The sequence below is a fragment of the Kitasatospora sp. NPDC058965 genome (assembly GCF_042741245.1).
Lineage (GTDB): Bacteria > Actinomycetota > Actinomycetes > Streptomycetales > Streptomycetaceae > Kitasatospora.
On record NZ_JBHYKG010000099.1, the window covers coordinates 14,026 to 26,892 of the forward strand.

A 12,867-nucleotide genomic window follows, 5' to 3' on the forward strand; every position below is an offset into this window, starting at 1 on the left:
ATTCGGGGTACGACTCCGCCGGCCGCTCCTATCAGCCTAAAGGTTCGGATTCGTCCCGCTTTCACGGGACGGATCCGGGACCGGGCTGACCGGTCTTACTCGCCCTTGGACTTGGCGATGATTTCGTCCGCCACGTTCCGCGGAACCTCGGCGTACGAGTCGAACTGCATCGAGTAGCTCGCGCGACCGGAGGTCTTGCTGCGCAGGTCACCGACGTAGCCGAACATCTCGGAGAGCGGCACCAGCGCGTTGACCACGCGGGCACCGTGACGCTCGTCCATGGACCGGATCTGGCCACGGCGAGAGTTGATGTCGCCGATGACCTCACCCATGTAGTCCTCGGGCGAGGTGACCTCGACGGCCATCATCGGCTCCAGCAGGGCCGGGGAGGCCTTGCGGGCGCCTTCCTTGAACGCCATGGAACCGGCGATCTTGAACGCGAGCTCGGAGGAGTCGACGTCGTGCGAGGCACCGTCGAGCAGGATCACGCGAACGCCCTGCAGCGGGTAGCCGGCGAGGACACCGAACTCCATGGCCTCCTGGCAACCGGCGTCGACCGAAGGGATGTACTCCTTCGGCACGCGGCCACCGGTGACCTTGTTCACGAACTCGTAGCCGTCGCCGGACTCCAGCGGCTCGATCGCGATCTGGATCTTCGCGAACTGGCCGGAACCACCGGTCTGCTTCTTGTGCGTGTAGTCGATGCGCTCGACGGCCTTGCGGATCGTCTCGCGGTAGGCGACCTGCGGCTTGCCGACGTTCGCCTCGACCTTGAACTCACGACGCATGCGGTCGACCAGCACCTCGAGGTGCAGCTCGCCCATGCCCGCGATGATCGTCTGGCCGGTCTCCTCGTCCGTGTTGACCTGGAAGGACGGGTCCTCCTCGGCGAGACGCTGGATGGCAACACCCAGCTTCTCCTGGTCACCCTTGGACTTGGGCTCGATCGCGACGCGGATGACCGGGGCCGGGAAGTCCATGGACTCCAGGATGACCGGGCTCTTGTCGTCGGACAGCGTCTCACCGGTGGTGGTCTGCTTCAGGCCCATGACGGCGATGATGTCGCCGGCGCCCACCGACTCGATCTCCTCACGCTTGTTCGCGTGCATGCGGTAGATCTTGCCGATGCGCTCCTTCTTGCCCTTGACCGAGTTCAGCACCGAGGTGCCGGACTCCAGGCGGCCCGAGTAGACCCGGACGAAGGTGAGCTTGCCGAGGTGCGGGTCCGACATGATCTTGAACGCGAGCGCGGCGAGCGGCTCGTCGTCCGAGGCCTGGCGGACGATCTTCTCGTCGGGGTTGCCCGGCTTGGTGCCCTCGATGCCCTCGATGTCGAGCGGCGACGGCAGGTACTTCACGACCGCGTCGAGCAGGGGCTGGACGCCCTTGTTCTTGAACGCGGAGCCGCAGAAGATCGGCGTGAAGGCGGAGCTCAGGGTGCCCTTGCGGATCGCGGCGACCAGCAGCTCCTCGGGGATGTCCTCGCCCTCGAGGGCGAGCTCCATCACCTCGTCGCTGACGGTCGACACGGTGTCGATCAGGGTCTCGCGGTACTCCGCGGCCTTCTCGGCCAGGTCGGCCGGGATGTCCACGGTGTCGTACATCTCGCCCTTGGGGGCGTCCGCGGACCAGACCAGGGCCTTCATCTTCACCAGGTCGACGACACCGGAGAAGTCGGCCTCGGCACCGATCGGCAGCTGCATGACCAGCGGGGTCGCCTTGAGGCGCTCCACGATGGTGTCCACGCAGAAGAAGAAGTTGGCACCCGTGCGGTCCAGCTTGTTGATGAAGCAGATGCGCGGGACGCCGTAGCGGTCAGCCTGCCGCCACACGGTCTCGGACTGGGGCTCGACACCGGCGACGCCGTCGAACACCGTCACGCCACCGTCCAGGACACGCAGCGAACGCTCCACCTCGACGGTGAAGTCGACGTGGCCCGGGGTGTCGATGATGTTGATGGTGTTGTCAACGCCGTCGAGCGTCCAGTGACAGGTCGTCGCGGCCGACGTGATCGTGATGCCGCGCTCCTGCTCCTGCTCCATCCAGTCCATGGTGGCAGCGCCATCGTGGACCTCACCGATCTTGTACGAGACACCGGTGTAGAACAGGATCCGCTCGGTGGTGGTGGTCTTGCCCGCGTCGATGTGCGCCATGATCCCGATGTTGCGGACCTTGGCGAGGTCAAGGGAGGTTGCAGCCATGGTGGCTCGTTCTCTCTCTGTCTAGTGACGGGGTATGGACTACCAGCGGTAGTGCGCGAAGGCCTTGTTGGACTCGGCCATCTTGTGGGTGTCCTCGCGACGCTTCACGGAAGCGCCCAGGCCGTTGCTGGCGTCGAGGATCTCGTTCATCAGACGCTCGGTCATGGTCTTCTCGCGACGGGCGCGGGAGTAGCCGACCATCCAGCGCAGCGCCAGGGTGCTGGCGCGGCCGGGGCGGACCTCGACCGGGACCTGGTAGGTCGCGCCACCGACACGGCGGGACTTGACCTCGAGAGCCGGCTTCACGTTCTCCAGCGCGCGCTTCAGCGTCACGACGGGGTCGGAACCGGTCTTCTCGCGGACACCCTCGAGGGCGCCGTAGACGATCCGCTCGGCGGTGGAGCGCTTGCCGTGCAGCAGGATCTTGTTGACCAGCGAGGTCACCAGGGGGGAGCCGTAAACCGGGTCGATGATGACCGGGCGCTTCGGGGCGGGGCCCTTACGAGGCATTCTTACTTCTCCTTCTTGGCGCCGTAGCGGCTGCGGGCCTGCTTGCGGTTCTTGACACCCTGGGTGTCGAGCGAACCGCGGATGATCTTGTAGCGGACACCAGGAAGGTCCTTCACACGACCGCCACGCACGAGCACGATCGAGTGCTCCTGCAGGTTGTGGCCCTCGCCCGGGATGTAAGCGGTGACCTCGATCCCGCTGGTGAGGCGCACACGGGCGACCTTACGAAGCGCCGAGTTCGGCTTCTTCGGGGTGGTCGTGTACACACGCGTGCAGACGCCGCGGCGCTGGGGCGAGCCCTTCAGCGCGGGCGTCTTGTTCTTCTCGACCTTGTCCTGCCGGCCCTTCCGGACCAGCTGCTGGATCGTAGGCACCGTTTCTCCGTTTTCTGTGTGCCAAGGCTGGGTGAAACTAACCTGCGGCGTTCCCATACGAGTTCCCAGCTCACGCCGGACCACGAGGTCGGGTGTGTTGGACCCTTTACGGGGGATGGCTCGCGCGGAATCCCATGAGCAGAGGCACAGCGGCGGCGCGGGCGGGGCGGGTGTGACCTCACCACCGCGGCGGCCGGTGTGCTGGCACGCACAAGGACCCGGGGACACCCCAGGCACAAGGTCAGAGCGTACCTAGCGCATCGGGCGCGGTCAAAACAAATGAGACACCGCAGGTCGTGGCGGTGTCGCCGGTTTTCCGGCGGATCGGCGCCGGGGGCGCAGGATCAGCTGTGGGCGGCGAAGGCGAACACGCCCAGCAGGAAGAGCAACGCCCAACCGGCCACCGAAAGGTAACCCAGAACCAGGCCGGCTGTCGCCATCCCGTCACCGCCCTCCTTGGTCCGGCGGATCTGGGTCCGGGCGATGTGGCCGGTGATCACGGCGGGCAGGCCCGTGAGGCCCATCGTGGGCACGCAGAGCAGGCCCAGCACCATGGAGCCGACGGCCAGGCTGTTGTTCGGCACCGGCCGGGTCGGCGGGGGCATGAAGGTGGGCGGCACCGCCGCGGCCAGCGGCGCCGCCAGCGGGGCCACCATCGGACCGCTGGGCAGGTCGGCCACCAGCTGGGCCAGCTGGCCGTAGGTCTGGGCCGCGTGCGTGGCGTCGAAGCGCTGGGAGTACTCGTCGGCGGAGAGCCGGCCCTCGGCGTAGGCGGCCTTCAGCACGTCCACCGTGCGCTCGCGGTCGGCGTGCGCCGCGCGCATCGCGGCGTGCGCCGGGGTGGCCGCCGGGTAGGGGCCGGGTGCCGGGTACGGCGCGGCGGGGTACCCGCCGCGGGGCCACGGCTGCACGTCACCCATCCGGACTCCTCCCCTAGTGCTCTCGGTGTAAGGACGCTCCGGACCCTCCCCGGGTTCCGTCGGCGCCGTACGGACTCATCATGCCCGCCCGGCGGCTCCGGCATCATGGCCGGGTGACGGAAAACGCGGACTCGGCGACGGTGCGGCAGTGGGAGGAGGCGCTCGGCGCGGTCCTCGGCGCTTCCGCCAAAAGGGTGGACCGGGCGGTGGACGACGGCGCCTCGCTGCTGGCCGCCTCCGCCGCGCACTGGCCGGAGGCGAGCCGGGCCCTGCTGGTGCTGACGGACCGTTCGACGGCCGGCCTGTGGGAGCGCGGCTGGCGGCCGGCCGACCTGGCCCGGTTGGTCCGCCGGGACCTGGCGCCGGTGCACCTGGCGCTGCTGGTCGACCTGGTCGCCGCGCAGGGGCGCCGCTACTCCCCCGCCGCGCTGGACCGGCGCTGGCAGGAGCAGCTGCGCGAGCTGGCCGCCGAGGTCTGGTGGGCCGACGACCGGGACTACCTGGCCGGCTTCGCCGAGCGGCACCGGCTGGACCGGTTCGCGCTGGCCACCGCGGTGCTGGAGCTGCTGGCGCTGCTGGCCCGGCTGCCGGTGCTCGCGCCGGTCGGACCGGTGCCCGGGGCCCGGCCGGTGGAGCACCGGGCCGCGGTGCCGGTGCCCGGCGAGCCGCGGATGCTGTCCCGGATCCGGGCGCTGCTGGCCAAGGCCGAGTCCACCGAGTTCCCGCAGGAGGCCGAGGCGCTGACCGGCAAGGCGCAGCAGCTGATGGCCCAGCACAGCATCGACGAGGCGCTGCTGGCCGCCGGTCAGCCGGGCGCCGCCGGGGCCGGGGTGCCCGGGGCGGTGCGGATCGGGGTGGAGAACCCGTACGAGGGGCCCAAGGCGATGCTGCTCGACGCGGTGGCGGCGGCCAACCGGTGCCGGGTGGTCTGGGCGAAGGAGTTCGCCTTCTGCACCGTGATCGGGTTCGACTCGGACCTGGACGCGGTGGAGCTGCTGTACACCTCGCTGCTGGTGCAGGCCACCGCGGCGATGCAGCGGGCCGGCAGCCGCCAGCACCTGGACGGGGCCTCGCGCACCCGGGCGTTCCGGCAGTCCTTCCTGGTGTCCTACGCGGCCCGGATCCGGGAGCGGCTCGCCGAGGCCACCGAGCAGACCACCCGGGAGGCGGCCGCCGGGCGGCACCTGCGCCCGGACGGCACCGCCGAGCAGCTGCTGCCGGACGCCCGGCTGCTGCCCGCCCTGGCCGCCCGCGAGGAGGCGGTGGACTCCGCCACCGACCGGATGTTCCCCAAGCTCACCTCGCAGCGGGTGCGGGTCAGCGACGGCGAGGGCTGGGCGGCCGGGCGCGCCGCGGCCGACCGGGCCGCCCTGCACGGGCGGGCCCGGGTGGAGCGCGGGAAGCGCTAGGGCCTGTCCCACAGGGCGCCGAAGGCGAGCAGCTCCTCGCGGTACTCCACCCGGGCCACCCAGTCGGCCGGCCAGGCGTCGGCGCCGTGGTGGGCGCCGGCGAAGGCGCCGGCCAGGCAGGCGAGCGAGTCGGAGTCGCCGGAGGAGAAGGCGGCCCGGCGGATCGCCAGCACCGGGTCGTCGGGGAAGAGCAGGAAGCAGAGCAGCGCGGTGGCCAGCGCCTCCTCGGCGATCCAGCCCGCCCCGGTGACCAGGCAGGGGTCGGCCTCCGGATCGGGCGCGGCGAGCGCGGCGTCCAGCCGGTCGAGCACGGCCAGGCACTCGTCCCAACCGCGGGCGATGAACTCCTCGGCGCTGTGGTCGTGCGAGCGGGCGACCAGGTCGCCCAGCCAGACCTCGTCGTAGCGGGTCCGCCGGTCGCGCGCGTGGCTGCGCAGCAGCGCGGGCAGCTCGGCCGGCCGGGCACCCTCGGTGAGCAGCCGGACCGTGAACGCGGTCAGCTCGCTGGCGGCCAGCGCGGTGGGGTGCCCGTGGGTGAGCGCGGACTGCAGTTGGGCGGCGCCGCTCACCTGTCGCTCGGTCAGTTCCCGGACCAGGCCGAGCGGAGCGACCCGCATGTTGGCGCCACAGCCTTTGGAGCCGATCTGGCTGGCGTCCTGCCACAGCCGCTTCGGGCGGCTCAGCAGCTCGCAGGCCACCATGCAGGTGCGGCCGGGCGCCCGGTTGTTCTCGGGCGAGCGCCACCAGTCGACGAACTCCTCGCGCAGCGGGGCGGTCAGCCGCAGCGGGGCGAGCGGGCCGCGGGCCAGCGCGGTGCGCAGCGCCCGGGCCAGCGCCAGCGTCATCTGGGTGTCGTCGGTGACGATCGCCACCTTGCGCAGCGGCAGCTCGCGCCAGTCGCCGTAGGTGCGTTCGAGGTACGCGACGTTCTGGAACTCGGTCGGGAAGCCGAGCGCGTCACCCAGCGCGAGGCCGAGCATCGCGCCGGTGGCACGACGAAGCATCAAGTGGTCACCAGGAGTTCGGTCAGACCGCGGATCACGTATCCGGGCTGCCACGCCGGTTCGCGCAGCAGCGCCAGGTGAGGGACCCGGCGGAGCAGGGCGCCATAGGATTCGGCGAGTTCGAGCCGGGCCAGCGGTGCGCCCAGGCAGAAGTGGATGCCGGCGCCGAAGCTGAGGTGCGGGTTGTCGGCGCGGGTCACGTCCAGCCGGTCCGGGTCGGCGAACCGGGCCTCGTCGCGGTTGGCCGACCCGAACAGCAGGGCCAGCTCACTGCCGCGCGGAATCGTCACCCCGGCCACCTCGACGTCCTCCAGGACCCACCGCTCGAACATCTGCAGCGGGGTGTCGTACCGGAGCAACTCCTCGATGGCAGTGGGCAGATGGGCGTCCACGTCGGAGCGGAGCAGGGCCAGCTGGTCGGGGTTGCGCAGCAGCGCCCACCAGCCGTTGCCGGTGGTGTTGACGGTCGCCTCGTGCCCGGCGTTGAGCAGCAGCACGCAGGTGGAGACCATCTCCTGCTCGCTGAGCCGGTCGCCCTCCTCCTGGGCGGCGATCAGCGCGGAGACCAGGTCGGTGCCGGGCGCCGCCCGCCGCTCGCGGATCAGCGCCCGCAGGTAGTCGGAGAACTCGGTGCTGGCGGCCACCGCCCGCTCGGCGGTCTCGGCCGACGGGTTGAGCTCGAACATCCCGGTGATCGCGGCCGACCAGGGCCGCAGCAGGTGCCGGTCGCCGGGCGGCACGCCGAGCATCTCGGCGATCACCGCGACCGGCAGCGGTTCGGCCACCGCCGCGATCAGGTCGCCGCCGCCCTGCGCGAGCAGCCCGGTCACCAGGTCGTCGGCCAGCCGGGCCACCGTGGGGCGCAGGTTCTCGACCATCCGCGGGGTGAAGGCCTTGGCGACCAGCCGGCGGATCCGGGTGTGGTCCGGCGCCTCCAGGTCGAGCAGCCCGTTGTCGTTGAGGGTGTGGAACGGCTCGTGCGCCGGGTCCGGCTCGGGCCGGCCGAACTCCTGGTGGCTGAACCGGTGGGTGTAGGTGCGCCCGAGCCGGCGGTCCCGCAGCAGCGCGCTGACGTCCGCGTGCCGCGAGACCAGCCACTGCCCGGTGGGCTCGTGGAAGACCACCGGGGAGGTCGCCCGCAGCTCGGCGTAGACCGGGTACGGGTGCGCGATGAACTCGGCCGACCAGGGATCGAAGCGCGTCGTCATCCGGCCAGCCTAGTGACCAGCGCGGGCAGGGCGGCGGAGATCGGCTCCCGGATCACCTCGCTCGCCAGCCCGTCGTACGGGGTCGGCTCGGCGTTCACGACGATCAGTCGGGCGCCGGCGTCGACCGCCACCTCGACCAGGCCCGCCGCCGGGTGCACCTGCAGGCTGCTGCCGACCGCGACGAACAGGTCGCAGGCCTGGGCGATCCCGGCCGCCTGCTCCAGCACCACCGGGTCCAGCGCCTCGCCGAACATCACGGTGGCCGGCTTGAGGATCCCGCCGCAGGCCCGGCAGGCCGGGTCCGGCTCACCGGCCGCCACCCGCTCCAGCGCCGCGGCCATCGTGCTGCCCTCCCGGCAGCGCACGCACTGCACCCGGTGCGCGGTGCCGTGCAGTTCGAGCACCTTGCGGGCGGGCATCCCGGCCCGCTGGTGCAGCCCGTCCACGTTCTGGGTGAGCACCCGCAGCGGCACCGCCTTCTCCAGCTCCACCAGCGCCCGGTGGCCGGCGTTCGGCTCGGCGCCCAGCGCACCCGCGTCCCGGCGCATCAGCCAGGCGCGCCGCCGCACCTCGGGGTCGGCCAGGTACGGGCCGATGGTGACCAGGTCCTGGGCCGCCGGATCGCGCTGCCACAGGCCGTTCGGGCCACGGTAGTCGGGGATCCCGGAGTCGGTGGAGATCCCGGCACCGGTCAGGACTGCGACGAGGGTTCGGCTGGCCATGGGGCGAGGGTAGGCCGCCCCGCGGGGCGGCCGCACCCGACTTTCCCGCCCGGGGCGGCCGCCGGACCCGCCGCGCCGGGCTCACTGTTCGCCGGCCACCACGGCACCGGCCTCGTAGGCGAAGACCACCGCGTGCACCCGGTCGCGCAGCTGGAGCTTGCTCAGCACGTTGGAGACGTGGGTCTTGACGGTGTGTTCGCTGACCACCAGTTCGGCCGCGATCTCCGCGTTGGACAGCCCGCGGGCCAACAGCCGCAGCGTCTCCTGCTCCCGGCCGGTCAGCTGCTCCAGCAGGCGGGAGGGGGTGCGCGCGCTCGGCGCGCCGCTGGGCCGGCGGGCGGAGAACTCACTGATCAAGCGCTTGGTCACGGACGGCGCCAGCAGCGCCTCCCCGGAGGCGACCAGCCGCACCCCGTGCGCCAGGTCGTCCCGGCGCACGTCCTTGAGCAGGAAGCCGCTCGCGCCGGCGTAGAGCGCGTCGTAGACGTAGTCGTCGATGTCGAAGGTGGTCAGCATGATGACCTTGGTCTGCGGGTGCTCCGCACAGACCCGGCGGGCCGCCTCCAACCCGTCCATGACGGGCATCCGGACGTCCAGCAGCAGCACGTCCGGGCGGTGCTCGGCCACCGCCTCGATCGCCTCGGCGCCGTTGCACGCCTCGGCCACCACCTCGATGTCGGGCTGGGCGTCCAGGATCATCCCGAACCCGGCCCGGACCAGCTCCTGGTCGTCGGCCACCACCACACGGATCGTCATCGCACTCCTCACAGACTCAGCGGCAGTCGCGCCGTCACCAGAAAACCCCGCCCGTCGGGCCCGGGGCCGGCCGTGGCGGTGCCCCCGCACGCCGCCGCGCGCTCCCGGATGCCGACCAGGCCGCGCCCGCCGGACCACCCCCCGGCCTTCGATCCGCGGGACTCCCGCGTCTCCTCGCCCGGGCCCCGCCCGTTGTCCCGCACGGTCAGCTCCAGGGCCTCGTCCCCGGCGGTCACCGAGACGTCCACCAGGTCCGCGCCGGAGTGCTTGAGGATGTTGGTCAGGGCCTCCTGGACGATCCGGTAGGCGGCCGCCTCGACGTCGGCGGGCAGCGCCGGCCCGGGCACCGGCAGCGCCAGCTCCACCCGCACCCCGGCGGCCCGGACCCGTTCGGCCACCTCGGGCAGCTCCAGCAGCCGCGGCTGCGGTGCCAGTTCCGGCCCGGCGCCCTGCTCCTTGAGCACGCCGAGCACCCGGCGCAGCTGCACCATGGCGTCGCGTCCGGCGTCGGCGATGGTGTCGAAGGTGCGGATCGCCTTCTCCGGATCGCCGTGCACCACCAGCGGCCCCGCCTCGGCCTGAATGACCATCAGCGAAACGGCGTGCGCCAGGATGTCGTGCATCTCGCGGGCGATCCGGCCGCGCTCCTCGGCCACCGCGCGGGCCGCGTCGGCGGCGGCCCGCCGCCCGGCCTCGTGCGCCCGCTCCTGTTCCACCCGCGCCAGCCGGCGCAGCTCGCGCACCAGCGAGCCGAAGACGAAGGAGCCGATCGAGGTCAGCTCGCTGAAGATCATGCCGTTCAGCGAGTGGGTGCCCAGCACGGTCGACGGGACCAGGATCCCCAGCATCAGCCAGCGCTGCCAGTCCTTGCCGCGGTCGGCCACGGTGTAGACGACCACGATCCCGTACAGCGCGAGCTGCGGTTGGGCCGAGTGCGCCACCACGCCCATCAGGATCGACAGGCAGCCGGAGACCCCCAGGACCGTCATCGGTGCCCGGCGGCGCCAGGGCAGCGGCAGCGAGATGGCGGTGGCCAGCAGGTAGGTCCACCACGGCCACCTGGTGTCGTCGTTGTGGACGGCCCAGAGCGAGACCGCGATCGAGATCGCCGCGATCAGACTGTCCACCAGGTACGGGTTGACCCCGGCGAACCGTTCCTGCCAGCGTCGGCCCAGCTCGGCGCCCCTGCGCTGCCAGCGCGTCATGCGTTCCACGTCGGCCCCTCCCCCGTCAGCAGGGAGCGTACCGTCCATGATCAGCAAGTCGTACGGCAACCGGGGCCCGCGCGGCTCAGGCATGCGCCACGGTGACGTCGCCGGTGCTGGAGGTGGCCTCGATCGCCCGGGCGGCGCCCGGGCTCTGCGGGACCGTCACCTTCGCGGTGCCGGTGTCCGCCGCCGCCCGGACCTGGTACGCGTCGCCGGCCGGCACGGTCACCCGGACGTCGCCGGTCGAGGAGTCCGCGGCCACCGAGCCGGGCGCGGCGGCGAACTCCGCGGTCACGTCACCGGTGCCGGTGTGCAGCGTGGCACCGCCCGCCCCCAGGTGCACGGCGGTGATCGAACCGGTGCCGGTCTCGGCCGAGACCGCGGCGGTCAGCCCGTCCAGCCGCACCGCACCGCTGCCGTTGCGGATCCGCACCGCGGTGCCGGCCGGGACCTCCACCCGGTAGCCGATCCCGCAGTCGCCGTCGGGGCACCGGTAACCCAGCGTCAGGGTGCCGTCGGCCGCCACCCGGTGGTCGGCCTGCGGTGCGGTGGAGCGGTAGCTCTGCCGCTCGGTCACCCGCACCGCCGTACCGGTCCCGGTCACCTGGACGTCGCCGACCCGGCCCTCGATCACCACCGTGCGCACCGGCTGGTCGATCCCGTAGGCGACCTCGCGGTGCCGGTCACCGGCCGGGGACGAACAGCCGAAGCAGCTCAGGGCGACGGCGGCGGTGATGCCGGCGTGGATCAGCAGACTGGTCAGACGCTGGTTCATCAGGGGGTCCCTCCCGTTCGGTGATGGCACCAGCCTGCCGGGCGCACCCCTGGTCGCGGATCAGTCGGCCGAGCGGTTCCCCCGCCTCCCCCGCAGGAGGGAGGAGCCGCCGCCGAGCCCCGCCACCCGCCCCGCACCGTGCGCCAGCACCAGGCAGAGCGGGGTGTAGAGCAGCAGGTTGAGCCAGTAGAAGGTGTCCCCCGGGTCGGCCCCGACACCGGTCGCCCAGACCAGCCCGGCCGCCCCGCGCAGGGCCAGTCCCCCGGCCACCGCCGCGCTCCCCCAGCGCGGCAGGGCGGCCGGCAGCCGGCGGGCCAGGGCCGGCGCCCGGCCGCCGCGGGCCAGCACCAGCGCCGCCCCGCCGCCGAGCACCGCCGCCAGCGGGACCAGGCCCTGCGGCCGGAACGGCACCTGCGTGTTGAGCACCAGCTGGGACAGCCGTACGGTGTCGGCCACCGGCCAGGTCCGCCCGCTCGCCCAGTACAGGTGGATCGCCGCGTCCACCAGCAGCACCGCGGCCACCGCACCGGCCCAGCCGCGCGCGGCGGACTCCTCGTCACCCGACATTGCGTCACCCCATCGATCGTCAGAACGCTCGGACGACCGGAAGAGCGGGCGGCGGACCGGTCCGTTCCTGTGACGAGGAACACGCCGCGCAGTGCGGACCGGTCGGGAACCTCCGGCCGCCGGGCCGCCTCTGACAGCTGTGACCACCCAGACCGCCGCGGGGCGGACCGCCGGGGAGCAGCCCCCGACCGGCAGCGCCGACCTGGTCCGCGCTGCCCAGCGCGGCGACCAGCTGGCCGTCGGCCGCCTGCTGGACGAGCTCACCCCCTACGTGCGCCGGCTGTGCGGCCCGATCGCCCTGGAGGACGGCGCGGACGCCACCCAGGAGGCGCTGATCGCGGTCTTCCGGCACCTGCGCCAACTGCAGGACCCGGCCGCGCTGTACGGCTGGGTGCGCTCGATCGCGGTGCGCGAGGCGGTGCGCTGCGCCCGGCGGGCCGCCCGGCAGCGGCCGGCCGAACTGACCGAGCTCCCCGCGCCCGGCGATCCGCAGCTGGCCGCCGACATCCGCGACGTGCTCGCCCGGCTCTCCCCCGAGCACCGCGCCGTCCTGCTGCTGCGCGACCTGGAGGGCCTGGACGAGCGGGAGACCGCCGCCCTGCTGGCCGTCGCGCCCGGCACCGTCAAGTCCCGGCTCTCCCGAGCCCGCCTCAGCTTCCGAAAGGCCTGGCAGCAATGACCGCACAGGACCAGCACCCCGGCTGGCCGGTGGCCGACTTCGACGCGGTCCGCCGGCTGCGGGTGGTCGCCGCCACCGCGCCCGGCGCCGTCCGGGTCGCCGAGACCGTCTTCGCGCTGCCCTTCGAGCAGGTCTGGGCGGTGGCCCAGGACCTGGAACGCACCATGCCGCTGTGGATCCCGGACGTGCGGACCGTGCGGCTGTCCGGCCCGCCGGATCCGGCCGGCCGACTGACCGCCCGGATCCGGGGACACTCGCGGCTGCGCGCCACCTTCGGCATCGAGCTGCGGCCCGGCTGGTGCCTGATGCAGAGCCGCTTCGTGCTCGGCGGCATGGCCGCCCACCCGGAGCCGGACGGCACCACCCGGTTCGCCTTCCTCGGCGGGCTCACCTTCCCCGGTGCCCGCCGGGTGGCGCCGCTGCTGCGCCCGTTCGCCGGGACCCCGGCGCTGGAGCGGTTCGCGGCGCTGCTGTGAGGCGGCGCCGGTCCGAGAACCGTGCCGTCCGAGAACGCCGCAGGGCGGCCACCCACGC

Annotated in this window: 14 protein-coding genes; 3 read left to right on the plus strand and 11 right to left on the minus strand. The window is 72.9% G+C overall.

Going from position 1 to position 12,867, the window contains the following annotated elements; all coding sequences use genetic code 11:
* Nucleotides 1–95 precede the first annotated feature (95 nt).
* The 4 genes from fusA to ACFW1A_RS18425 form a co-directional block, all read right to left on the minus strand.
* Nucleotides 96–2,201, minus strand: a complete 2,106-nt coding sequence (gene fusA / locus ACFW1A_RS18410) for an elongation factor G (RefSeq protein ID WP_380410132.1) — start codon at nucleotides 2,199–2,201, stop codon at nucleotides 96–98.
* A gap of 39 nt (nucleotides 2,202–2,240) precedes the next feature.
* Complete coding sequence (rpsG, locus tag ACFW1A_RS18415; protein WP_035848142.1) at nucleotides 2,241–2,711, minus strand: 30S ribosomal protein S7; 471 nt, start codon at nucleotides 2,709–2,711, stop codon at nucleotides 2,241–2,243.
* A 2-nt stretch (nucleotides 2,712–2,713) separates the two neighbouring features.
* Nucleotides 2,714–3,085 carry a 30S ribosomal protein S12 gene (gene rpsL / locus ACFW1A_RS18420; RefSeq protein ID WP_014144289.1) on the minus strand — a complete coding sequence of 124 codons (372 nt, stop codon included), beginning with the start codon at nucleotides 3,083–3,085 and terminating at the stop codon, nucleotides 2,714–2,716.
* Between the two features lie 344 nt (nucleotides 3,086–3,429).
* Nucleotides 3,430–4,005: a DUF1707 and DUF4190 domain-containing protein gene (locus tag ACFW1A_RS18425; protein WP_380410133.1), complete on the minus strand. Its 576-nt coding sequence runs from the start codon at nucleotides 4,003–4,005 to the stop codon at nucleotides 3,430–3,432.
* Between the two features lie 113 nt (nucleotides 4,006–4,118).
* Between ACFW1A_RS18425 and ACFW1A_RS18430 the strand changes: the two genes are divergently transcribed.
* Nucleotides 4,119–5,414: a DUF2786 domain-containing protein gene (locus ACFW1A_RS18430; protein WP_380410134.1), complete on the plus strand. Its 1,296-nt coding sequence runs from the start codon at nucleotides 4,119–4,121 to the stop codon at nucleotides 5,412–5,414.
* Here ACFW1A_RS18430 and ACFW1A_RS18435 read toward each other — a convergent pair.
* The 7 genes from ACFW1A_RS18435 to ACFW1A_RS18465 all read right to left on the minus strand — a co-directional run bounded on the left by ACFW1A_RS18435 (nucleotide 5,411) and on the right by ACFW1A_RS18465 (nucleotide 11,654).
* Nucleotides 5,411–6,418, minus strand: a complete 1,008-nt coding sequence (locus ACFW1A_RS18435; protein ID WP_380410135.1) for an ADP-ribosylglycohydrolase family protein — start codon at nucleotides 6,416–6,418, stop codon at nucleotides 5,411–5,413. The genes ACFW1A_RS18430 and ACFW1A_RS18435 overlap by 4 nt on opposite strands.
* A complete protein-coding gene (locus ACFW1A_RS18440; RefSeq protein ID WP_380410136.1) occupies nucleotides 6,418–7,626 on the minus strand; it encodes a cytochrome P450 in 1,209 nt (402 codons plus the stop codon). The genes ACFW1A_RS18435 and ACFW1A_RS18440 overlap by 1 nt, the downstream gene beginning before the upstream one ends.
* Nucleotides 7,623–8,348 carry an NAD-dependent deacetylase gene (locus ACFW1A_RS18445; protein WP_380410137.1) on the minus strand — a complete coding sequence of 242 codons (726 nt, stop codon included), beginning with the start codon at nucleotides 8,346–8,348 and terminating at the stop codon, nucleotides 7,623–7,625. The genes ACFW1A_RS18440 and ACFW1A_RS18445 overlap by 4 nt, the downstream gene beginning before the upstream one ends.
* Nucleotides 8,349–8,429: 81 nt before the next feature.
* Nucleotides 8,430–9,104, minus strand: a complete 675-nt coding sequence (locus tag ACFW1A_RS18450; RefSeq protein WP_380410138.1) for a response regulator — start codon at nucleotides 9,102–9,104, stop codon at nucleotides 8,430–8,432.
* Nucleotides 9,105–9,112: 8 nt separating this feature from the next.
* Nucleotides 9,113–10,309 (minus strand): sensor histidine kinase, encoded by a 1,197-nt coding sequence (locus ACFW1A_RS18455; protein WP_380410144.1) that lies wholly within the window; start codon nucleotides 10,307–10,309, stop codon nucleotides 9,113–9,115.
* An 85-nt stretch (nucleotides 10,310–10,394) separates the two neighbouring features.
* Nucleotides 10,395–11,087, minus strand: coding sequence for a DUF4097 family beta strand repeat-containing protein (locus tag ACFW1A_RS18460; RefSeq protein ID WP_380410139.1), 693 nt, complete (start codon nucleotides 11,085–11,087; stop codon nucleotides 10,395–10,397).
* 60 nt (nucleotides 11,088–11,147) lie between these two features.
* Entirely contained in the window at nucleotides 11,148–11,654 is a 507-nt protein-coding gene (locus ACFW1A_RS18465; protein ID WP_380410140.1) for a DUF3995 domain-containing protein, read from the minus strand.
* Nucleotides 11,655–11,793: 139 nt separating this feature from the next.
* Between ACFW1A_RS18465 and ACFW1A_RS18470 the strand changes: the two genes are divergently transcribed.
* On the plus strand, nucleotides 11,794–12,333 hold the full coding sequence (locus ACFW1A_RS18470) for an RNA polymerase sigma factor (protein WP_380410141.1): 540 nt from the start codon (nucleotides 11,794–11,796) through the stop codon (nucleotides 12,331–12,333).
* Nucleotides 12,330–12,809 carry a hypothetical protein gene (locus ACFW1A_RS18475; protein WP_380410142.1) on the plus strand — a complete coding sequence of 160 codons (480 nt, stop codon included), beginning with the start codon at nucleotides 12,330–12,332 and terminating at the stop codon, nucleotides 12,807–12,809. The genes ACFW1A_RS18470 and ACFW1A_RS18475 overlap by 4 nt, the downstream gene beginning before the upstream one ends.
* Nucleotides 12,810–12,867 lie beyond the last annotated feature (58 nt).